This window comes from Actimicrobium sp. GrIS 1.19 (assembly GCF_035984655.1).
Classification (GTDB): domain Bacteria; phylum Pseudomonadota; class Gammaproteobacteria; order Burkholderiales; family Burkholderiaceae_D; genus Actimicrobium.
The window spans coordinates 71,629-93,385 of sequence record NZ_JAXCHT010000003.1 but is presented as its reverse complement, the minus strand read 5'-3'; the positions used below and the strand labels follow the sequence as shown (position 1 = coordinate 93,385).

Annotated in this window: 21 protein-coding genes; 12 read left to right on the top strand and 9 right to left on the bottom strand. The window is 61.0% G+C overall.

The window, feature by feature from the left end:
• Positions 1-185: 185 nt before the first annotated feature.
• Together RCH09_RS03665 and RCH09_RS03660 are read left to right on the top strand one after the other, a co-directional pair.
• Positions 186-3,107, top strand: coding sequence for a ribonucleoside-diphosphate reductase subunit alpha (locus RCH09_RS03665; protein WP_326939691.1), 2,922 nt, complete (start codon positions 186-188; stop codon positions 3,105-3,107).
• Positions 3,108-3,176: 69 nt separating this feature from the next.
• Positions 3,177-4,379 (top strand): ribonucleotide-diphosphate reductase subunit beta, encoded by a 1,203-nt coding sequence (locus RCH09_RS03660; RefSeq protein WP_326939690.1) that lies wholly within the window; start codon positions 3,177-3,179, stop codon positions 4,377-4,379.
• A 41-nt stretch (positions 4,380-4,420) separates the two neighbouring features.
• Here RCH09_RS03660 and RCH09_RS03655 read toward each other — a convergent pair whose 3' ends face one another.
• Positions 4,421-4,792, bottom strand: coding sequence for a hypothetical protein (locus tag RCH09_RS03655; RefSeq protein ID WP_326939689.1), 372 nt, complete (start codon positions 4,790-4,792; stop codon positions 4,421-4,423).
• Between the two features lie 114 nt (positions 4,793-4,906).
• On the opposite strand from RCH09_RS03655, the gene RCH09_RS03650 reads away from it, so the two are divergent.
• The 3 genes from RCH09_RS03650 (at position 4,907) to RCH09_RS03640 (ending at position 6,719) form a co-directional block, all read left to right on the top strand.
• On the top strand, positions 4,907-5,779 hold the full coding sequence (locus RCH09_RS03650) for a histone (protein ID WP_326939688.1): 873 nt from the start codon (positions 4,907-4,909) through the stop codon (positions 5,777-5,779).
• Positions 5,780-5,859: 80 nt separating this feature from the next.
• A complete protein-coding gene (locus RCH09_RS03645) occupies positions 5,860-6,402 on the top strand; it encodes a YggT family protein (protein ID WP_326939687.1) in 543 nt (180 codons plus the stop codon).
• Positions 6,402-6,719, top strand: a complete 318-nt coding sequence (locus RCH09_RS03640; RefSeq protein ID WP_326939686.1) for a DUF167 domain-containing protein — start codon at positions 6,402-6,404, stop codon at positions 6,717-6,719. Before RCH09_RS03645 ends, RCH09_RS03640 begins: the two co-directional genes overlap by 1 nt.
• On the opposite strand, the gene RCH09_RS03635 is transcribed toward RCH09_RS03640, so the two are convergent.
• The 8 genes from RCH09_RS03635 to RCH09_RS03600 form a co-directional block, all read right to left on the bottom strand.
• Positions 6,716-7,648, bottom strand: coding sequence for a carbohydrate kinase family protein (locus RCH09_RS03635; RefSeq protein WP_326939685.1), 933 nt, complete (start codon positions 7,646-7,648; stop codon positions 6,716-6,718). The two genes, RCH09_RS03640 and RCH09_RS03635, sit on opposite strands and share 4 nt — an antisense overlap.
• A gap of 25 nt (positions 7,649-7,673) precedes the next feature.
• Entirely contained in the window at positions 7,674-8,789 is a 1,116-nt protein-coding gene (locus RCH09_RS03630; RefSeq protein WP_326939684.1) for a DUF3426 domain-containing protein, read from the bottom strand.
• A gap of 5 nt (positions 8,790-8,794) precedes the next feature.
• On the bottom strand, positions 8,795-9,718 hold the full coding sequence (gene prmA, locus RCH09_RS03625; RefSeq protein WP_326939683.1) for a 50S ribosomal protein L11 methyltransferase: 924 nt from the start codon (positions 9,716-9,718) through the stop codon (positions 8,795-8,797).
• A 10-nt stretch (positions 9,719-9,728) separates the two neighbouring features.
• Positions 9,729-11,111, bottom strand: coding sequence for an acetyl-CoA carboxylase biotin carboxylase subunit (accC, locus tag RCH09_RS03620; protein ID WP_326939682.1), 1,383 nt, complete (start codon positions 11,109-11,111; stop codon positions 9,729-9,731).
• An 80-nt stretch (positions 11,112-11,191) separates the two neighbouring features.
• Positions 11,192-11,635 carry an acetyl-CoA carboxylase biotin carboxyl carrier protein gene (accB, locus tag RCH09_RS03615; RefSeq protein WP_326939681.1) on the bottom strand — a complete coding sequence of 148 codons (444 nt, stop codon included), beginning with the start codon at positions 11,633-11,635 and terminating at the stop codon, positions 11,192-11,194.
• A gap of 87 nt (positions 11,636-11,722) precedes the next feature.
• On the bottom strand, positions 11,723-12,160 hold the full coding sequence (aroQ, locus tag RCH09_RS03610) for a type II 3-dehydroquinate dehydratase (RefSeq protein WP_326939680.1): 438 nt from the start codon (positions 12,158-12,160) through the stop codon (positions 11,723-11,725).
• A gap of 84 nt (positions 12,161-12,244) precedes the next feature.
• Positions 12,245-12,763, bottom strand: a complete 519-nt coding sequence (locus tag RCH09_RS03605) for a TlpA family protein disulfide reductase (RefSeq protein WP_326939679.1) — start codon at positions 12,761-12,763, stop codon at positions 12,245-12,247.
• The gene (locus RCH09_RS03600; RefSeq protein WP_326939677.1) at positions 12,760-13,359 is read right to left on the bottom strand and encodes a hypothetical protein; all 600 of its coding nucleotides are present in this window, start codon (positions 13,357-13,359) and stop codon (positions 12,760-12,762) included. Before RCH09_RS03600 ends, RCH09_RS03605 begins: the two co-directional genes overlap by 4 nt.
• 88 nt (positions 13,360-13,447) lie before the next feature.
• Between RCH09_RS03600 and mpl the strand changes: the two genes are divergently transcribed.
• From mpl to aroE, 7 genes are read left to right on the top strand one after another with little or no spacing between them, the layout of a single operon-like run.
• Positions 13,448-14,842: a UDP-N-acetylmuramate:L-alanyl-gamma-D-glutamyl-meso-diaminopimelate ligase gene (gene mpl, locus RCH09_RS03595; RefSeq protein ID WP_326939676.1), complete on the top strand. Its 1,395-nt coding sequence runs from the start codon at positions 13,448-13,450 to the stop codon at positions 14,840-14,842.
• Positions 14,839-15,420, top strand: a complete 582-nt coding sequence (locus RCH09_RS03590) for a YqiA/YcfP family alpha/beta fold hydrolase (RefSeq protein WP_326939675.1) — start codon at positions 14,839-14,841, stop codon at positions 15,418-15,420. The genes mpl and RCH09_RS03590 overlap by 4 nt, the downstream gene beginning before the upstream one ends.
• Positions 15,417-15,974 carry a chorismate--pyruvate lyase family protein gene (locus RCH09_RS03585; protein WP_326939673.1) on the top strand — a complete coding sequence of 186 codons (558 nt, stop codon included), beginning with the start codon at positions 15,417-15,419 and terminating at the stop codon, positions 15,972-15,974. The genes RCH09_RS03590 and RCH09_RS03585 overlap by 4 nt, the downstream gene beginning before the upstream one ends.
• A gap of 33 nt (positions 15,975-16,007) precedes the next feature.
• Positions 16,008-17,933, top strand: coding sequence for a DUF3857 domain-containing transglutaminase family protein (locus RCH09_RS03580; protein ID WP_326939672.1), 1,926 nt, complete (start codon positions 16,008-16,010; stop codon positions 17,931-17,933).
• A gap of 15 nt (positions 17,934-17,948) precedes the next feature.
• Complete coding sequence (locus RCH09_RS03575) at positions 17,949-19,997, top strand: ribonuclease catalytic domain-containing protein (protein WP_326939671.1); 2,049 nt, start codon at positions 17,949-17,951, stop codon at positions 19,995-19,997.
• Between the two features lie 39 nt (positions 19,998-20,036).
• Positions 20,037-20,918: a TonB C-terminal domain-containing protein gene (locus RCH09_RS03570; protein WP_326939670.1), complete on the top strand. Its 882-nt coding sequence runs from the start codon at positions 20,037-20,039 to the stop codon at positions 20,916-20,918.
• Positions 20,918-21,757, top strand: coding sequence for a shikimate dehydrogenase (gene aroE, locus RCH09_RS03565; RefSeq protein ID WP_326939669.1), 840 nt, complete (start codon positions 20,918-20,920; stop codon positions 21,755-21,757). The genes RCH09_RS03570 and aroE overlap by 1 nt, the downstream gene beginning before the upstream one ends.

The window sequence follows — 21,757 nt, the reverse complement described above, 5'->3', positions numbered from 1 at the left end:
CGCATCAGTGGTCCAGGGGCTGTGGGCAGACCCCGTTGAAGGGAGCAGTTTGCCGGTGGCGAAATTCACCGCCGGCATTCAGGCAAACCGCAAAACAAACAATAAGCGCCTGTTACCGAAGGCGTCTGAAAACACACTGCAGCGGCAGTCAACCTGCCGTCAGCGATCATCACAAGGGCACCAACATGCAATCCACCTCCGATCTGTCCATGAAATCCGCATCTGATTTTCCCGGCTCCGCCAACGTCGCGGCGAACACGCCAGCCGCCTTGCATCAGCAGGCAGGCCTGGCCGATTACCGCATCATCCGCCGTAACGGTTCGGTGGTCGGTTTCGAGCCGTCGAAGATTTCCATTGCGGTGACCAAGGCTTTTCTGGCGGTCAATGGCGGCCAGGGCGCGGCGTCGGCGCGGGTGCGTGAGCTGGTCGAACAACTGACCGCCAATGTGGTGTCGGCGCTGGTGCGTCGCCAGCCAGCCGGTGGCACTTTCCACATCGAAGACATCCAGGATCAGGTTGAACTGTCGCTGATGCGTTCGGGTGAGCACGATGTCGCGCGTGCCTATGTGCTGTATCGCGCCAAGCGCATGGAAGAGCGCGCCCAGCAGCAGGCTGCGCAACCGGCTGGCGCATCGGTGCAACTGCATGTGACCGAGGATGGCCAGCGGCGCCTGCTCGACATGCAGCAGGTGCGCGATCTGATCCAGGCTGCCTGCATCGGACTCGAAAAGCACGTCGATGCCGAAGCGATCCTGTTCGAAACGGTCAAGAACCTGTACGACGGCGTCCCGGTCGAAGAGCTGCACAAGTCGGCGATTCTGGCCGCGCGTGCACTGATGGAAAAAGACCCGGCTTACAGCACCGTCACCGCGCGCCTGCTGATGCACACGATCCGCAAGGAAGTATTCGGCCAGGAAGTCGCGCAAGCCGACGCCCAGTCAGCCTATCTGGAGTACTTTCCGCGCTTCATCAAGAAGGGTATCGAGGCCGATCTGCTCGACGCCAAGCTGGCCCAGTTCGACCTGAAAAAACTCGGCGATGCACTGGTGCCGGATCGCGATCTGCAGTTCGGCTATCTCGGCCTGCAAACCCTGTATGACCGTTACTTCCTGCATATCCGCGATATCCGCATCGAAATGCCACAGGCGTTCTACATGCGGGTGGCAATGGGCCTGGCGCTCAACGAAATCAACCGCGAAGAACGCGCCATCGAGTTCTACAACCTGTTGTCGAGCTTTGACTTCATGAGTTCGACGCCAACCCTGTTCAACTCCGGCACCCAGCGTTCGCAACTGTCGTCGTGCTACCTGACCACGGTCTCGGATGACCTCGAAGGCATCTACGACGCCATCAAGGAAAACGCGCTGCTGGCCAAATACGCCGGCGGTCTGGGTAACGACTGGACGCCAGTGCGTTCGCTCGGCGCCCACATCAAGGGCACCAACGGCAAATCACAGGGCGTGGTGCCATTCCTGAAAGTGGTCAACGACACCGCCGTGGCGGTCAACCAGGGCGGCAAACGCAAGGGCGCGGTCTGTGCCTATCTGGAAACCTGGCACATGGACATCGAGGAATTCCTCGACCTGCGCAAGAACACCGGCGACGATCGCCGCCGCACGCATGACATGAACACCGCCAACTGGATTCCGGACCTGTTCATGAAGCGCGTGATGGAAAAGGGTGACTGGGTCCTGTTTTCGCCAAGCGATGTGCCGGATCTGCATGATAAATACGGCCGTGCCTTCGAAACGGCTTACACCGCCTACGAAGCCAAGGCAGCGCGCGGCGAGATGCGCCTGTTCAAGAAAATCGCGGCACTCGACCTGTGGCGCAAGATGCTGTCGATGCTGTTCGAAACCGGCCATCCATGGATCACGTTCAAGGACCCATGCAATATCCGGTCGCCACAACAGCATGTCGGTGTCGTGCACAGCTCAAACCTGTGCACCGAGATCACCTTGAATACCAACGAATCCGAAATCGCCGTCTGCAATCTGGGCTCGGTCAACCTGCCGGCGCACATGAAGGACGGCAAGCTCGATCACGTCAAGCTGCAAAAAACCATCCGCACCGCGATGCGCATGCTGGATAACGTGATCGACATTAACTACTATGCAGTCAAGAAGGCGCGTGATTCGAACCTGCGTCATCGTCCGGTCGGTCTGGGCATCATGGGCTTCCAGGATTGCCTGCACATGATGCGGATTCCGTACGCGTCGATGGATGCGGTCACCTTTGCCGATCGTTCGATGGAAGCGGTGTGTTATTTCGCGTATTACGCCTCGACCGAACTGGCCGAGGAGCGTGGGCGTTACAGCTCCTATCGCGGTTCGCTGTGGGACCGTGGCATCCTGCCGCAGGATTCGCTGAAACTGTTGATGGAAGAGCGGGGCGGCTATCTTGAAGCCGATCTGTCCGAGAACATGGACTGGACACCACTGCGTGAACGCATCAAGCAGCATGGGATGCGCAATTCGAACTGCGTAGCGATTGCACCGACGGCGACGATTTCCAATATCATTGGCGTAGCTGCATGCATCGAACCGACTTACCAGAATTTGTACGTGAAATCCAACCTGTCCGGCGAATTCACCGAGATCAACGAATACCTGGTGCGGGATTTGAAAGCGCGTGGATTGTGGGATGAAGTGATGATCTCCGACCTGAAATATTTTGACGGCAGCCTGGCAAAAATCGACCGTATTCCTCAGGAACTGCGCGACATTTATGCGACCGCCTTCGAAGTCGAGCCATCCTGGCTGGTGGAAGCGGCATCGCGCCGGCAGAAGTGGATCGACCAGGCGCAATCGCTGAACATCTATATGGCAGGTGCATCGGGCAAAAAGCTCGACGAAACCTACAAGCTGGCCTGGTTGCGTGGATTGAAAACGACCTATTACTTGCGCACCATTGGCGCAACGCACATGGAAAAATCCACCTCGAAAACCGGTTCGCTCAACGCCGTGTCGGCCGATGGCGTCAACAACGGTGCCGCCCTGAGTGCGTACACCACCGCAGGCAGCGCGGCCAGCGTCGAGATGGATGGCCCGGCATGCGTGCTGCGTCCGGGTGACGATGGCTTTGAAGAGTGCGAAGCCTGCCAGTAACCGTATTGGCTGCTCGCCGCATCACATGAATTGAATTTGAATTGTCTGCATTTAAGAAAAGGAATGGACATGTTGAGTTGGGATGAGGAAGTTGTACCCGCGGTCAAGCCACCACATGCTGGTACCGCCGCATTTGATCCGGCGGCACAGCCGATGTTGTCGCCGCTGAGCCAGTTGGCCGGTCGCCCGGTCGCTGCCAATGTTGCGGCTGAGCCGGCGCCAGCGCCGCAAGCCGTGCCGGATGTCGACCCGACCCGTCGCATGAATGCTGCCGACAAGCGCATCATCAACGGCAAGACCGACGTCAATCAACTGGTGCCGTTCAAATACAAATGGGCCTGGGATAAATATCTGGCCGGTTGTGCCAATCACTGGATGCCGCAGGAAATCAACATGCAGCGCGACATCGAGTTGTGGAAGAGCCCTAACGGACTGACTGAAGACGAGCGTCGTCTGGTCAAGCGCAACCTGGGTTTCTTCGTCACTGCCGACTCACTGGCGGCCAACAACATCGTGTTGGGGACCTATCGCCACATTACTGCGCCGGAATGCCGCCAGTATTTGCTGCGCCAGGCGTTTGAAGAAGCGATCCATACCCACGCTTACCAGTACATTACCGAATCGCTCGGACTGGACGAGGCCGAGATTTTCAACGCGTACCACGAAGTCAAATCGATTCGCGACAAGGATGAATTTCTCATTCCGTTCATCGACGTATTAACCGATCCGCATTTCACGACCGGCACGACGATCAACGATCAGAAGCTGTTGAAGTCCTTGATCGTCTTCTCGTGCCTGATGGAAGGGCTGTTTTTCTACGTGGGCTTTGCGCAGATTCTGGCGCTCGGCCGGCAAAACAAAATGATGGGTGCGGCGGAACAGTATCAATATATTTTGCGCGACGAATCGATGCACTGTAACTTCGGCATTGATCTGGTCAACACCATCAAGATGGAAAATCCGCAGTTGTGGACACCCGAGTTTCGCGACGAGATTAAAGCGTTGTTTTTCAGCGCCGTTGAGTTGGAATATCGATACGCAGAGGATACAATGCCGCGTGGTGTGCTAGGGTTGAATGCACCGATGTTCAAGGGTTATTTGCGGTTCATCGCAAATCGCCGCGCGCAGCAGATTGGTCTCGATCCGATGTTCGCCAATGAAGAAAATCCGTTTCCCTGGATGAGTGAAATGATCGATCTGAAAAAGGAACGTAACTTTTTCGAAACCCGGGTCATCGAATATCAAACAGGCGGTGCTCTGAATTGGGAGTAAGCAGTACCACACGAAACAATGAGCTCTTCAACGTTGGCTCATCATGAATTGTCAGGGCAGGCATGTTGATCATCCGGCCCGGACAGTTCACCAGAAAGAAAGGCGATACCCCGATTCAATGAACAGCAGACGTCGAACCCGATCTGAACTGTTGGAGCCGCTGTCCCCGGTTGTGCCGGGTGAGGCGGCTTTTTCTTTGAATATTGGCGCGCTTTTATTTCACCCCTTTCCGACGCTGGCGTAATTGCCGGCGTTTTTTTTGGTTGTGACGATCTCGATGCGGGTTGTAATGCTTGCCGCAAGATCCTCCGGAACATGGCGATGATGCCCGTGCCGGAGTATTCCAGCCAAATGTATGGCTGAAGTGCTGCATAAGTGAGGAGATGCAGCAGTTCAGCTGGTGCCGAATTCATTAGCGCAAACGGATCCCTGTTTGCGCCGATGAATAATCCGACCGACTCATCGCGATGGGAAGGTAGGGTTTCAGTCTAAGCATGATTTTTTCCATCACGTGAAGGAGAAACAAAATGGCAACAGCAACAAAAAAAACCGCAGCGAAAGCCGCCGCGAAGAAAGCTGCACCGGCCAAGAAAGCCGTCGTAGCAAAAAAAGATGTCGCTAAAAAAGCAGCCGCCAAGCCGGTCGCCAAAAAAGCGGCAGCACCAAAGAAAGCCGTAGTGGCGAAGAAGGTTGTCGCTAAAAAGGCAGCTGCCAAACCAGTCGCCAAAAAAGCCGCTGCAAAACCAGTCGCCAAAAAAGTCGCTGCGAAGCCAGTTGCAAAAGCAGCTGCCAAGCCAGTAGCTAAAAAGGCGGTCGCTGCAAAAAAACCGGTAGCCAAAAAAGCAGCTGCCAAACCAGTCGCCAAGAAAGCTGCCGCCAAGCCGGTCGCCAAAAAGGCTGTGGCAGTGAAAAAGCCGGTTGCCAAAAAAGCGGTCGCCAAGCCAGTCGCCAAGAAGGCTGTCGTAGCGAAGAAGCCAGCCGCGAAAGCTGTCGCTGCCAAACCGGCTGCAAAAAAAGCCGCGCCGGCAAAAGCAGTTGCAGCGAAAAAACCAGTGGCCAAGGCAGCAGCCAAGCCAGCAGCGAAGGCCGCAGCAAAGCCAGCAGCAAAGCCAGCAGCCAAAGCCGCAGCGAAGCCAGTAGCCAAAGCCGCGGCGAAGCCAGCAGCCAAACCTGCGGCCAAGCCAGCAGCCAAGCCAGCTGTCAAGGCCGCAGCGAAGCCAGCCGCCAAGCCGGCTGCAAAACCTGCTCCAGCAGCTGTCGTCGCCAAGCCTGTCGTCGCGCCAAAGAAAGCAGTCGCACCGAAAAAACCGGCTGCCGCACCTGCCGTCGCACCAGCAGTAAAAACCGTGTTGAATCCGGCAGCGGCATGGCCGTTTCCGACCGGAACACGGCCGTCGTAATCCGCGCCTGATTCGTTTCAGGCACAATGCCCGTTGTGCAGCCTTTGCTGCGCAGCGGGTTTTTTTTGGGAGAAGACGAAGTGTTGAACAGTATTTTCACGCTGATTATTGACACGGTCGCCGGCATGCTGGCAGGTGTCTTGCTCCTGCGTTTCTGGATGCAGGCCATTCGCGTGAGACCACCCAATTCGGTGGCGCAATTCATTTTTCAACTGTCCGACTGGCTGGTGCTGCCGTTGCGGCGGCTCGTGCCGGGACTGGGTGGTTATGACTGGTCGAGCCTGGTGGGGGCGATTCTGGTGGCGCTGCTGGCAACCGGTGTCGAAGTCCTGTTGATTGCCGGCTTTGATCCACAGCTGATCCTGGTGCTGACGCTGCTGCGCCTGGTGCAGTGGATACTGTATGGCTTCATGGGCATGATTCTGATCGGCGCCATTTTCAGCTGGGTCAATCCCCACGCGCCGCTGGCACCCTTCATCGCGTCACTGTCGGATCCACTGCTGCGGCCCTTGCGGCGCATCGTCCCCCTGATCGGAAATATCGACCTATCGCCGCTGGTGGCGCTGCTGCTGCTGCAGATCGCCCTCCAGCTGGCCAGCACGGCGGCGCGCGCGATCGGCTGATGGCGACATCGCCGCAGCCCTGGTGCAGCGTTCATGGCGATGTCATCCGGCTGGCGGTGCAGGTCACTCCCAATGCCCGGAAATCGGAAATCGTTGGCGTGGCTGACGATGTCCTCAAGATCCGCCTGCAAGCCCAGCCCATCGAAGGCAAGGCCAATGCGGCCTTGATTCGTTTTCTGAGCGAGCGGCTGCAGGTCGCCCGCACTTCGGTCACCGTCACCCATGGGCTGACCAGCAAGCGCAAGCTACTGCAGATCAGTGGAACCGCCTTGAACATCGAACGGGTCGGCCAGCTGCTGCTGGCGGAGCTGTCCTAGAACCGGTAGCCGAACGCAGCCTCGAAGCGCGCTTCAATTTCGTCACGCGACGGCGCGTGATTCTGGCCGCCTTGATGTTCGATCTTGATCGCTCCCATCAGGCTGGACAAGCGGCCAATGGTGGGCCAATCCATGTCCTGACTCAAGCCATATAACATGCCGGCGCGAAACGCGTCGCCACACCCGGTCGGATCGACGACCTGCGTGACCTGAACCGGTGGAATCTCCAGCTGTTCGCCACCGGCATAGATATGCGCGCCGTTCTCGCCACGCGTAACGACCAGCGCGGTGACGCGATCGGCGATCTGCGCAAATGATAAGCCGGTGCGTTCGGTCAGCAGCTCGCCTTCGTAATCATTGACCGCCACATAGCTGGCCAGATCAATGAAATCGCGCAGGGCGGCGCCGTCGAACATCGGCAAGCCCTGGCCTGGATCGAAGATGAAGGGAAGCCGGGCATCGGCGCATTGGCGGGCGTGCTCGAGCATGCCGTCGCGCCCATCCGGAGCGATGATGGCGAGTCGGACCGCGCCGGCATCGGCAATCCTGTTCTGATGAGAGAACGTCATCGCGCCGGGATGAAACGCGGTGATCTGGTTGCTGTCGGCATCGGTCGTAATGAAGGCTTGCGCGGTGTAGGCGTCGGCGACGCGACGGATGCAGCGCGCCGAAATATCCTGGCCGGCCAGGCGTTCCAGATACGGATCGCCATCAATGCCGATGGTTGCCATGATTAATGGATCGCCACCCAGCAGTTTCAGGTTGTACGCGATATTGCCGGCGCAGCCGCCGAATTCGCGCCGCATTGCCGGCACCAGAAAGGCGACATTGATCTTGTGCAGCTGATCGGCAAGAATTGCCTCGCTGAAGCGTCCGTCAAAGGACATGATGGTATCAAAGGCGAGCGAGCCGCAGATCAGGGAGGTCATGGAAAATCCTAAGGAAAGTGGCGCGTCAGGGATAAAACAGGTAAACCCGGTAATTCGAGGCCTTTTGCTGCAACAGCTCGAACGCAATCCTGGTGCTCTGTTCGGCGTTCGGGCCGAATCCGCCGGTTGCGTTCAGGCCCGCCTGCAAATAGTCGCGCTCGGTGAATACGCGACGGATCACGGGCCGGTCATTGGCATCCAGCAGGGTTAACTCGATGCTGGGCCACCGCTGCGGCGTGCTGCTGCGATTGCGCAGCAGCAGATTGAGCGCGAAGGTATTCCTGGCCGGATTGAGTGCCGCCAGTTCGCTCGACTCGATCGACACGGCATCAATCTGCGCCAGCAATTCGATACGGCAACCCAGCACGGCGCAGGCGGCCTTCAGCGCTGGCTGGGCCGCCGGCCAACGCGCGGCAATCTGGTCGCGTAACAGATAGCAGGATTGTCCCAGCGCGGCCAGCAACAGCAGCATCGCCCCGACCGACAGCGCGAGATGCTTGCGCCGCGAACGCGGGGCGGACTGGTAGTCGTTGATGAAACTGGGTGCCTCGGACGGCTCCGCCACAGCCGGTCCTTCGATGTCGGCCCGTCGTATCGACTTTTTCTGGCCGCGCCATGGTTTGCGTTGCAGGTATTCGATCGCCTCGTCGAGCTCGTCAGGCAGCTGCGGCGCCGGCGGCCCGACCATGTCGGCTGGCGCCTCGGACTGCGACATCGCCGCCTCGTCGTCGTCCTGGTCATCGTCGTCGGAGATGCGCATGAGCGTCATGCGCTGCAGAGGATCGTCGGCGGTTTTTTCGGGGGACGTTACGGCCGGCGGCGGTGCGGCAAGAGGCGGAGCGTCGATCAGGTCGAAGGCGGGATACAGATCAGGATCGGTCGCGCTGGCAGCAGCTTCAACCACGGAGGGCGTGACAGGCAGTGGCGGCGGCACCGGCACGGGCATTGGCAACGGCACCGGCAACGGCGCTTCGGTCATGACCGGAGCCGGCGGCGCGTCGCTTGGACGCAGCAGATGCTCGACGCCATTGAAGATCTGCTTGCAGGACCCGCAGCGCACCAGCCCGGCGCGCAATTTCAACTGGTCATGCGCGACCCGGAAGGTGGTCTGGCAGTGCGGACATTGCGTAGCGAGCGCCATGGCGATTACGCGCCGTGGGGAAGCCGGCCTGCCAGCGCGACCCAGCCTTCATGTTCGGCCCAGACCGTCAGCGGCAGCAACGAGGCATACGCCGCAATGACGCCGTCGGCCTGGTCGGCCAATACGCCCGACAGCAGCAATGTGCCGTTGGCGGCAATGCGGCTGCACAGCATGGGCGCCATCATCTTCAACGGGCCCGACAGGATGTTGGCGACCACCACGTCGAAGGTCTGGTTGCCATCATCGCGGTTGAACTCATCCGGCAGGAAGTAGGCAATCTCGCAATCATTGCGCTCACTGTTGAAGCGCGCCGATTCGATCGCCTGCGGATCGATATCCACGCCGACCACCGCGGCCGCACCGAGCTTGCAAGCGACCAGCGCCAGAATCCCCGAGCCGCAACCATAGTCCAGCACGGACTGGCCGGCTGGTGCGTGTTGCTCCAGCCATTCCATGCACAGGCGCGTGGTCGGGTGGCTGCCGGTGCCGAATGCCAGTCCGGGATCGAGTTCCAGAATCAGTCCGTCGGGATCGGGGGCGTCGTGCCAGCTCGGCACGACCCAGATATTCTTGCCAATATGGATGGGTGCAAATTGCGACTGGGTCAAGCGCACCCAGTCCTGCTCGGCCACAGCGCGCAGCGTGAACGGCAGATCGGCCGGGGTCAGCGGCAATGCGGCGATGGCGATGGCTTCGGCGATCAGCGCCGCAGCATCGACATCGGTGGCGGTCAGCACCACCACGCGGCTACGCTCCCAGGCGGCCTGTTCGGGCGCCATGCCGGGTTCGCCAAACAGTGGGCGTTCGGCGGCCGTGCCTTCATCGGCGTCCTCGACCGAGACCGCCAGGGCGCCGGCTTCCATCAATGCGTCCGACAGGCTTTCGGCATGGTTGCGGGCGACTTCAATGACGATTTCAGTCCAGCTCATGGGGCTCGCTTTATGGGGCAACGTCAGCTTTGAGGTCCTTTGGCAGGTCCGGTTTGTTGGCCAGCTTCTGTTCCAGATAATGGATGTTGGTGCCGCCTTCAATGAAGCGCGCATCGACCATCAGGTCGCGGTGCAGCGGGATGTTGGTCAGGATACCTTCGACGACCATTTCCGACAATGCGATCTGCATGCGCTTGATGGCCTGGTCGCGCGTGGCGCCATAGGCGATCACCTTGCCGATCATCGAATCGTAATGCGGCGGCACGTAGTAGCCGGCATAGGCATGCGAATCGACCCGGATGCCAGGGCCGCCCGGTGCATGCCAGGTCAGGATCTTGCCAGGCGAGGGCGTGAACTTGAAGGCATCTTCCGCATTGATGCGGCATTCGATCGCGTGGCCCTTGAGTTCGACGTCGCGCTGCCGATAGCGCAGTTTCTCGCCGGCTGCGATGCGGATTTGCTCCTGCACGATATCGATGCCGGTAATCATTTCGGTCACTGGATGCTCGACCTGCACGCGGGTATTCATTTCGATGAAATAAAATTCGCCGTTTTCGTACAGGAATTCAAACGTACCGGCGCCGCGATAGCCCATCTTGCGACAGGCTTCGGCACAACGGTCACCGATGCGCTCGATGATCTTGCGCGGAATCCCGACCGCCGGTGCTTCCTCAATGACCTTTTGATGACGCCGCTGCATCGAGCAGTCGCGTTCACCCAGCCAGATGGCATTCTTGAACTCATCGGCCAGGATCTGGATTTCGACGTGACGCGGATTTTCGAGGTATTTCTCCATGTAGACCTCGGGATTGCCAAAGGCAGTCCCGGCTTCGGTCTTGGTCATCGTCACCGCGTTGAGCAGCGCCGCTTCGGTGTGCACCACGCGCATGCCGCGTCCGCCACCGCCGCCAGCGGCCTTGATGATGACCGGATAGCCGACCTTGCGGGCGGTCTGGATGATTTCCTTCGGGTTATCCGGCAAGGCGCCTTCGGAGCCGGGCACGCATGGCACGCCGGCGCGGATCATCGCTTGCTTGGCAGAGACCTTGTCACCCATCAGTCGAATCGATTCGGAGCGCGGGCCGATGAACACGAAACCGGATTGCTCGACGCGCTCGGCGAAGTCGGCGTTCTCCGACAAAAAGCCGTAGCCCGGATGAATCGCCTCGGCATCCGTGACCTCGGCGGCACTGATGATGGCCGGCATGTTCAGATAGCTCAGGGAGGACGGCGCAGGGCCGATGCAGACCGATTCATCGGCCAGCTTGACGTACTTGGCATCGCGGTCGGCTTCGGAGTGCACCACCACGGTCTTGATGTTCATCTCGCGACAGGCGCGCTGGATTCGCAGGGCAATTTCGCCGCGGTTGGCGATGAGGATTTTTTCAAACATGGGATGTGATGTCGGTGTTGTAGAAGGTGGGAATGCGCAAGTGTCGACAGACGCTGCCGACACACAACCTTAATTGACCACTACGCAATCACAAACAACGGTTGACCAAATTCGACCGGTTGGCCGTTTTCAACCAGGATTTGCGTGATGACGCCGGTGGCATCGGCGTCGATTTCATTCAACAGCTTCATTGCTTCGATGATGCACAGCGTGTCGCCATCCTTGACGTTGCTGCCGACTTCAACGTAGGCCGGGGTGCCTGGCGCTGACGAGCGATAGAACGTGCCGACCATCGGCGACTTGACGACATGACCCTTTGGTTCTTCGACCGGCGGCACGGTGACCACCGCCGGCGCATGTTGCGGCATGGCCTGATGTTGCGGTTGCATCATCATCATTTGTCCTGGCTGTACGGCGGGAGTCTTGACGATGCGGACCTTGCTTTCGCCCTCGGTGACTTCGAGCTCGGCAATATCCGACTCGGCAACCAGGTCGATCAATGTTTTCAGTTTTCGTAAGTCCATGTGGAATCCCTTGGAATAATTATCGTTTTACAAATGGATAGACAAAGAGGCCGGATTATATGTTGTTTGCCGGCAAAAAAAGGAAATTTACAGCGCAACCAGTGCGTGCTCGACCGCAGCGCGATAGCCGCCAATGCCAAGCCCGCAGATGACGCCCGCAGCAATTGCCGACAAATAGGAGTGGTGCCGGAACGCTTCTCTTTGATGAATATTGGAGATGTGTACTTCAATGAATGGTATCGCCACCGCGGCGAGCGCGTCGCGCAATGCCACGCTGGTATGCGTCAGTCCACCCGGATTGATGACGATGGCGTCAACGTCCTCGCTGCGGGCCAGATGAATCCGGTCGATCAGCGCACCTTCATGATTGCTCTGAAAACAGTGCAAGGCGGCGCCCGCCGCTTGCGCCTGATGCACGGCGGCATGCTCGACATCCGCCAGGGTTGCATTGCCGTAGACCGCAGGCTCGCGCATCCCCAGCAAATTCAGGTTCGGTCCATTGATCAGTAGAAGGTTCTTTGCCATCGAAAAAATCATTCCGTTTCACGACGATCGCCGCATTTTGCGGCTAAATGCCAGCGATTGGCAAGGAAAACCCGCCGCGCCAGATCAAAGTCCGGCGATGTCGCGGCGCACCGCGGCGACATCCAGCCGTCCCAGCCAGGTCTTTTTGACAGTGCCATCCGGCCCGATCAGCACGGTAAACGGCAGGCTGCCAGCGGCATTGCCGAACTGGCGCGTCAATTCGCTGCCGTCGATGCCGCCGACATACAGTGGATAACTGACTGGCACCTCCTTGGAAAATGCGCGAATGCTGGCCGGGGAATCAATCCCGATGCCGATGATTTGCGTGCCCGGATTGCCAATTGCAGTTTGCAGTTCTGATAACTCCGGCATTTCCTGGACACACGGGGCGCACCAGGTTGCCCAGAAGTTCACCAGCAAGGTCTTGCCTTGCCATTGCGACAAGGCTTGCGGCTTGTTGGCCAGATCGACCAGCGATTGCCTGAACAGCGTGTCAACGGCGGCCCGGCTGGACGCCTGGTTTTGCCGCTGCAGCCCGAACCAGGCTCCCAGCCCGATGCACAGCGCGGCGATGGCGACGATCAGCCAGCGTGATGATTTCATCCTGCGTCCTCTTCCAGTAAGCGCCGCAGCGCGTTGACATCTGCCCGCTCGGTCTTGCCGCTGTTGCCACGCACATCGTCGGGGGCATGCAGCGACAGATGCACCCCTTCGCCTTGCCACATAAAACTGAGTACTTCGACCGGATCGCCCTTGGGGTTGGTGCGGGCGCCTTCGGACACCTCGAAGTCAATATTCTTGTTCAACAGATAAATCTCCACGTCTTTTGCGCTCTCGGCGAACAGATGCAACCGTATGTCGGAATGGGCGCCGGCGGTGCCGTTGAGCACCGCGCCGACCAGATACGGCGCAAACGGCGCCAGCTCGGTCATCAACTGCAGCGCCAATTGGCGTAGTGCCAGCAAGCGCGCCGGTTGGGTGTCGCCAAAAAACAGTTCATTATAGATACGCACTTCCGCTTCGACTTGCGCATTGTCGGGCATGACGTCGCCGCGCAGCTTGCGATTGCCGAGAATCTGTTTCACGGCGCGCCGTTTGGCGCTGCCGAAGTCGGCGCCGTCTTCGGCAATCATGCGCGCGGCGGCCGCGGCGATTTCGGCGCGCAGCTGTTCGGCGTCACTGGGGTAACTGATAGGCATGGGCGGCATCATAACCCGGCTGAAAAACTGCCGTTCTGTGCAATGCGGTGCTCGGGTAAAATTCCCCCATTCAATTTGGTGGTGACTCATGCATATTCATATTCTTGGCATCTGCGGCACCTTCATGGGTGGCCTGGCAGTGCTGGCCCGGCAAGCCGGACATCGTGTCACCGGCTGTGACCTCAACGTGTATCCGCCGATGAGCACCCAGCTCGAAGCCCAGGGCATCGAGCTGATCGAGGGCTTCGGTCCCGAGCAGCTGGACCTGAAACCCGATCTGTACGTCATCGGTAATATCGTCACGCGCGGGAATGCGCTGATGGAAGCCATCCTGAACCGGGCGTTGCCCTACACGTCCGGACCGCAGTGGATTGGCGAACATATCCTGAAGGACCGCTGGGTGCTGGCAGTCGCCGGTACGCACGGCAAGACCACCACCGCGTCGATGCTGGCCTGGATTCTGGAAGATGCCGGGTATCAGCCGGGCTTTCTGATCGGCGGCGTGCCGATGAACTTCGGGATATCTGCCCGGCTGTCCGGTGATGACGCCGACTCCATCTTCTTCGTCATCGAGGCCGACGAATACGACACCGCATTTTTCGACAAGCGCAGCAAGTTCGTGCATTACCGCGCGCGCACCGTAATCCTGAACAATCTCGAGTATGACCACGCCGACATTTTCCCCGACCTGGCCGCCATCGAAACCCAGTTCCATCATCTGGTGCGCACGGTGCCGCAAGTCGGCAGGTTGCTGGTCAACCAGCGCGAGCCGGCGTTGCACACGGTAATCGACCGCGGCTGCTGGAGCGAGCTCGAATGGTTTGGCGTTGACGCCGACGCTGACACCGGCTGGCGGCTGGAGGATCACAACGATGGCAGCTTTTCGATCCATTTCAATGGCCGACACGAAGGTACGGTGCAGTGGGAACTGAGCGGCGAGCACAACCGCATGAATGCCCTGGCGGCGATTGCCGCTGCGCGTCATGTCGGCGTGCCAATCGGCGTGGCGATCGAAGCGCTGGGCAAATTCCGCAATGTACGCCGGCGCATGGAGCTGCGTGGCGAGGTCGGCGGCGTGCGCGTGTTCGACGATTTCGCGCATCACCCGACCGCCATCGCGACCACCGTCGCCGGACTGCGGCAGCAGGTTGGCGCCGCCCGCATTCTGGCCGTGCTGGAGCCGCGCTCGAACACCATGAAGCTGGGCACCATGAAAAACGCCTTGCCGGGCAGCCTGGCGCAAGCCGACCTGGTGTTCGGCTATGGCGCCAAAGGCGACGGCAAAAATGCGCTCGGGTGGAATCTGGCCGAAGCGCTGGCGCCGCTGGGCGACAAGGCCGCCGCCTTCGACGACCTGGGCGAACTGGTGCAAGCCATCGTCGCCGCGACGCAGCCCGGCGATCAGGTGCTGGTCATGAGCAACGGCGGCTTCGGCGGCGTCCATCAACGGCTGCTCGATGCACTGGCACAAGTCCGTCGATGATCCTGTATCTGCATGGTTTTCGTTCGTCGCCGCAGTCGTCCAAGGCGCGCCTGCTCGGTGAGCGCCTGCAGCAGCTCGGCCGCGCCGGCGAGTATGTGTGTCCGCAGTTGCCGGCCTCGCCGCGCGCCGCGATCGCGTTGGCGCAGCAATTGATCGCCGGCGTCGATCCGGCCGAACTGGTGCTGGTCGGCTCATCGCTGGGCGGCTATTACGCGACCTGGCTGGCGGAATGCACCGGGGCCCACGCGGTCCTGCTCAATCCCGCCGTGGCGCCGCCGCGCGATCTCGACAAGTACGTCGGCGTCAGCACCCAGTTTCATTCCGACGCGCCGTTCGAGTTCAAGCGCGCGTACATCGACGAGCTGCGCGCGCTGGCCATCGGAACCATCACTCTCCCTTCACGCTACCTGCTGCTGGCCGCGACTGGCGACGAGGTGCTCGACTGGCGCGAGATGGTGGCGCACTATCCTGGCGCGCAGCACTGCGTGATCACCGGCAGCGATCACGGCATCAGCGAATTTGCCGAGTATCTGGATGCGGTGCTGGCGTTCTGCGACAGAACGCCGGAGCCGAAGTGATCGCCACGCGCTGGTGGTCGCATGTCAATGCTGTCAACGCGCCGCCGCAAATGCGTGCCTGGCTGACCGAGCCCGGGTCATTGACTGCGCGCCTGATGGAGCACAGCCGGCAGTTCCGGGTGCGCCGGATTCGGCAGGGGCGCGGGCTGGTGATGCCGGATGAGCAAGAGATCCTGCGGCTGCCGCGGCGCGTGCAGGTGCAACAACGCAATGTCGTGCTGGCGTGCGACGGCCGGCCGGTGGTGTTTGCACACACCAGCGTTCCGCTCAACGCCACGGCCTCGGACTGGCCGCTGTTTGGCAGCCTCGGCGAACGCTCGCTGGGCAGCACGCTGTTTGGCGATCCGCTGGTGCAGCGCGGCCAACTCGAATTCGCCCGCCTGCGTACCGATCATCCGATGCGCCTGCGGCTGGTCGAAGCGCTGGGGCCGCAAGCTGCGCCAGTGCTTTTTGCGCGGCGTTGCCTGTACCATCGCCGGCGCGGCAGCCTGCTGGTGAGCGAAATCTTTCTGCCGGCCGTGCTGGACCTCGCATTGCAGCCGAACGCGGCGTAGCATGAGTTCCAGTCTTCAACATTGACGGATGCAATGAAAGCTCTCCTCTTTCTGGTGCTGGTTCTGGCAAGCCATGGCGTATGGGCCGAGGACGAGGGCCATGTGCGTTTTCTCAAGTACCAGGCCGACTATCAGGTCAATGCGGATGCGACATGGTCGGTGGTGCAGGACCTGTCGTATCGGTTGTTCACCGAAGTGGCACTGGTCAACAGCGGCAAGATGTCAATCAGCTACAACGGCAAGCTGGAAGAGGCCGAGTTGCTGGAGGCGTACACGCTGAAAAGGGACGGCCGGCGGATTGATGTCGGCAGCGCCGGGGTGCAGCTGCAACAAGGTCAGGTGGCTGCGGGCTATGGCATTTCGCAGGCCGACCAGCGCACCATGATGCTGACGTTCCCGCAGCTCGAAGTCGGCGACGCGGTGTCCTACAAATACAAATTGACGCAGAAGGTTCCTGTCTTCGCCGGACAGTTTTATGCGAGCAGCAATTACGCCCGCAATCTGGCGTGGGATGCGGTGGATGTATCGATCGAATTGCCCTCGACCATGCCGCTGCAGTTCGATGCCGTGCGGCTGGAGGCGCTGCCGGTGATCGAGCGTGACGGCCGCACCCGCTACCGCTGGCAGGCGCGCAACCTGGCGGCGACGGCGCTTGAGACCAGCTCGGTCGACCTGTTTCGCAGCACGCCGCATCTGGTTGCGACGACCTTTACGGACTGGCAGCAATTTGCCACGGCTTACGATCTGCGGGCGCGCCCGATGGCCGCCGTCACGCCCGAGATAGCCGCGCTCGCCAGCACGCTCACGGCCGGCATCGGCGAACCGCGCGCCCAGGCCAAGGCACTGTATGACTGGGTGGCCGGCAATGTCCGCTATGTCGCGACCTGGGTCGGCAGCGACGGCTGGGTGCCGCATCCGGCCAACGCGGTGCTGGCCAGCCGTTATGGCGATTGCAAGGATCATGTCGTGCTGCTCGAAGCCTTGCTGGCGGCGCGCGGGATCACCTCGACCACGGTGCTGATCAACAGCGACAAGACCTCGTACTCGCTGCCGCCGGTGGTCTATCCGGCCTTCAACCACGTGATCACCTACGTCCCCTCGCTGAACCTGTACCTCGATTCCACGGCCGGACCGAGCACGCCGTTCGGTATCCTGCCGATTGCCGACAGCGACAAGCCGGTCATTCATGCCGCACTCGGCGCGGCCGTGCAGCGCACGCCGACGGTCGATCCGACCCGCTTTGCCGCGATCCGCACCACGCGCCTGACCCTGGACGAAGATGGCAATGTCAGCGGCGACTACAGCATCAGCGCCACCGGCGCCGCCGCCATCGACTTGCGTGAAATTCGCCAGTCGATCGGCAAACGCAAGGAGCGTGAATGGGTGCGTGAATTGCTCGATACGCGCGGCATGGAAGGCAGTGGCGCCGTCAGTTTCGAGGACCATGCCGACGATGATGGCCTGACCGTGCGCATCGACGTGCGCATCAACAATTATCTGGCGCTGGCCGAGAATGGCACAATACCGCTTGCGCCACTGCTGGTTGGCCCGATCGCGTTCGACCATTTGCGTGCGGTGTACCAGCGTGCGGCGCGCACGTTGCCGTACTGGTGCCCGGCCTGGACGCTGGAAGACCGTTACGAAATACGCGTGCCGCCGACGCTGAAATTGCTGGTGCCGAAAGGACAGGCGCTGACGCAAGCCGGCTTTGACTACGCATCCCGTTATGCCTTCTCGGACGGCAGGCTGAACGCGGTGCGACGCTTGGCGATTACGCATCCGGCGCTGGCCTGCCAGCCGGATGAATTTCCGGCCAGTCGGGTCGCCGTGGCACGCATCGAACGCGATTTGCGCGCGCAAGTGATTTACCAGACGATTGACATGGCGGCGCAGGAAACGGGGGCAGGGAACACGCCACAAACCGCTGCCAGCGCGGCCATCCCGAACAAAGACAACTAACCAGCAAAGTCATCAATGAATGTATTTTTTGAAGAGTCCGGCGATTTCAAGGCCGGCGTAATGATGTCGCAGGCAGGTGAGGCGTATCAGGTTGAAATGCAGTCCGGCAAGCGCACCAAGGTCAAGGTCAAGGATGTGCTGTTGCAGTTCGCAGCGCCGGCGCCGCAGGAATTGCTGGCCGAAGCGAAGGTGATCTGCGACGGACTCGATCTCGATTTTCTGTGGGAAGTCGCGGGCGAAGAAGAGTTTGGTTTCATCGAGCTGGGCACCGAATATTTCGGCCATGCGCCGCACCCGGCCGAAGCCGCCGGACTGCTGCTGCGCCTGCACTCGGCGCCGGTGTATTTCTACCGCAAGGGCAAGGGCCGTTACAAGGCCGCACCGGTGGCATCGCTGCAAGCGGCGCTGGCCGGCATTGAAAAGAAGAAGCAGCAGGGTGTCATCCAGGCGCAGTACGTCGACCAGCTCAAGGCGCATGAACTGCCCGAGTCGATGCGTGCGCTGGCGCTGCAACTGCTGTTCAAGCCGGACAAGAACAGCATCGAATACAAGGCCATGGAAGTAGCTTGCAATGAACTGCAAACCACGCCGCAGCGCCTGATGCTCGACTGCGGCGGGATTGCCTCGCCCAAGCAGTTGCACTTCTCGCGTTTCCTGTTCGAGCAGTTCCCGAAGGGTTTGCAGTTTCCATCGTTCGCGATCCCGGCGACGCCGGTGTTGCCGGTCGCCGAGGTCGCCGCATTCTCCATCGATGATGTCACCACCACCGAAATCGACGATGCCTTTTCGGTCGTCACGCTTGCCGACGGCACGGTGCGGGTGGGCATTCACATCGCCGCGCCGGCCCTTGGCATCAAGCGCGATGACGCCATCGATGCGATTGCCCGTGCGCGCATGTCGACGGTCTACATGCCCGGTGACAAAATCACCATGCTGCCGGACGACCTGGTGCAATCGTTCACGCTGGCCGAGGGCAAGACCTGTCCGGCGGTGTCGCTGTATGCCACGCTCGACCCGACCGACTGGTCCGTCATCAGCACCGAGACCCGCGCCGAGGCCGTCCCGATTGCGGCCAACCTGCGCCACAATGATCTCGATGCCTTCGTCACCGAAGACAATCTCGCCGCCGGCGCCGGCGACTATCCGCACAAGGCCGAGCTGGCGCTGCTGTGGCAATGGGCGCTGGTGCTGGAGCAGGGACGCATGGTCAAGCGCGAAGGTTTTGGCTTGCGGCCGGAACAGAACAACCGGGTCGATTTCAATTTTTATGTTGACGACGATGTCGTCACGATCACGCGCCGCAAACGCGGGGCGCCGCTCGACAAGATCGTCGCCGAGCTGATGATCTTTGCCAACAGCAGCTGGGGCAAGCTGATGAATGACCACGGCGTGCCGGGCATCTATCGCGCGCAGGGCGGCGGCAGCGGCGGCTGGGCGGCCAAGATGCAGGTGCGCATGGTCACGCACGCCGCGCCGCATCAGGGCCTCGGTGTCGATCAATATGCATGGAGCACGTCGCCGCTGCGGCGCTATACCGATCTGGTCAACCAGTGGCAAATCCTGGCCTGCGTCGAGCATGGCGTGATGGCCCCGCTGGCGGCGCCGTTCAAGCCGCGCGACGCCGACCTGTTCGCCATTGTCTCGGCGTTCGATGCGGCCTACGCGGCGTATGGCGAATTCCAGAACAGCATGGAGCGCTACTGGTGCCTGCGCTGGCTGACCCAGCAGCAGGCGCGCCGCGTCGAGGCAGTCGTGCTCAAGGATGAGATTCTGCGTCTGGTCGATCTGCCACTGGTAATCAAGCTGCCGGGCATGCAGGCACTGCCGCGTGGCAGCCAGGTGGTGCTGGATCTGCTGGGCTGGGACGAAGTCGACCTGAGCGTGGAGGCGCGCCTGATCGAGGTGGTGCCGACCGTGATGGCGCAGATCGAGGACGAGGAACCGGACGACGATACGGTGCCGGCAGTCGACGACAGCATGGTTGAAATCGCACCGTTGGAAAATGGCATCGACGCCGATGCCGAACCCGGAACAATCTCCGACAGCGCAGCGCCGCTATCGTAAAATCGGTGCCTTCGATCCTAACCGCGTCCAAAGTCCACCTTGCGTAATCCGACCCTGACCATCGCCTTCGTAGTCTCCCTGCTGGTGCATGGCGCCCTGCTGGTCGTGCACTTCACGTCACCTGAGTCCCTGCGTCAGAAGCCGGATGATCCGGGGCTCGAGGTCATTCTCGTCAACGCCAAGCACAAATCGCCGCCACTCAAGGCTGAAGTGCTGGCGCAAGCCAACCTGGATGGCGGTGGCAATGCGACCACCGGGCGGGCCAAGTCGCCGCTGCCGGATCTGCGCCGCACCGAGGACGGCGACAGCGTCAAGGCGACGCGGCGGCGCGTGGTGGATCTGGAGGCGGCACAGCAAAAGCTGATGGCGCAGTTGAGCCGGCCGTCGCCGGTCTCGGTCCCGTTGCTGACCGATCTCGACAAACTGAAGGATGCGCCGCAGCCGGACGCCAATGACCTGCAGGACAGCAGCAAGGCGATTGCCCGCCGCGAGGCCGAAATCTCGCGCAACATCGAGGATTACAACAAACGTCCCAAGAAGACCCAGATCACGCCGAGCACCCGCGAAGTCGGCTACGCCATGTATTACAAGGCGCTGCAGGACCGCATCGAAAAGCGCGGCACGCTCAACTTCCCGCAGCAGGATGGCAAGAAACTGTATGGCGAGCTGGTGCTTTACATTCCGGTGTATCAGGACGGCAGCATCTATGAGCGCGATGGCGGTCCGCGCATCGAACGCAGTTCCGGCATTGCCGCCCTCGACAGCGCGGCACTGCGCATCGTGCGGCGCTCGGCGCCCTTCGGCCGGTTCCCGCCGAACATGCGTTCCGGCGACAAGGACGATGTCTGGGAGATCATTACCCGCTTCAAGTTTACGCGCGAAGAATCGCTGGAGGCCGAGTTGCGCGGCAGTGCCAACTGATGGGCGCGCCGGATCGCTACGTGGTCATCGGCAATCCCGTGGCGCACAGCCGCTCGCCGCAGATTCACGCGGCGTTTGCCGCGCAGACCGGCCAGGCGATGACCTACGAGCGCCTGCTGTTGCCGCTCGACGGCTTTGCCGCCGGTGTGCACGCACTCATTGCCAGTGGCGCACGCGGCGCCAACGTCACCCTGCCATTCAAGCTGGATGCGCACGCCATGGCGACCACGCTGAGCGAACGCGCCGGTGCTGCCGGAGCGGTCAATACGCTGCAATTCGATGGCGCGCGTATCTACGGTGACAACACCGATGGCGTCGGCCTGGTCACCGACATCATGGCCAATGCCGGGGTTGCCTTGCGCGACAAGCGGATTCTGTTGCTGGGCGCCGGCGGCGCCGCGCGCGGGGCCTTGTTGCCACTGCTCGAACAGCGGCCGGCGCAACTGATCATTGCCAATCGCAGCGCCGACCGGGCGTTTGCGCTGGCTGCGCAATTTGCCCGCTTTGATGCGCTGGAGGCGGCGGAATATGCCGCACTCAAAGGACCGTTTGACGTCATCATCAACGCCACTGCGGCCAGCCTGACCGATGTCTTGCCGCCGGTTCCGGCGCAGGCATTCCGCTCCGGAACGCTGGCATACGACATGATGTACGCAGCACAACCGACGGTATTCTTGCGCTTCGCCGCGCAACTCGGCGCCGCGACCCGCGACGGCCTCGGCATGCTGGTCGAGCAGGCCGCCGAAGCATTTCATCTCTGGCGTGGCGTGCGACCGCTGACTGCGCCAGTGCTGGACGACCTGCGGCGCATGCTGCAAACCCCCGCTGCAACCCTCTGA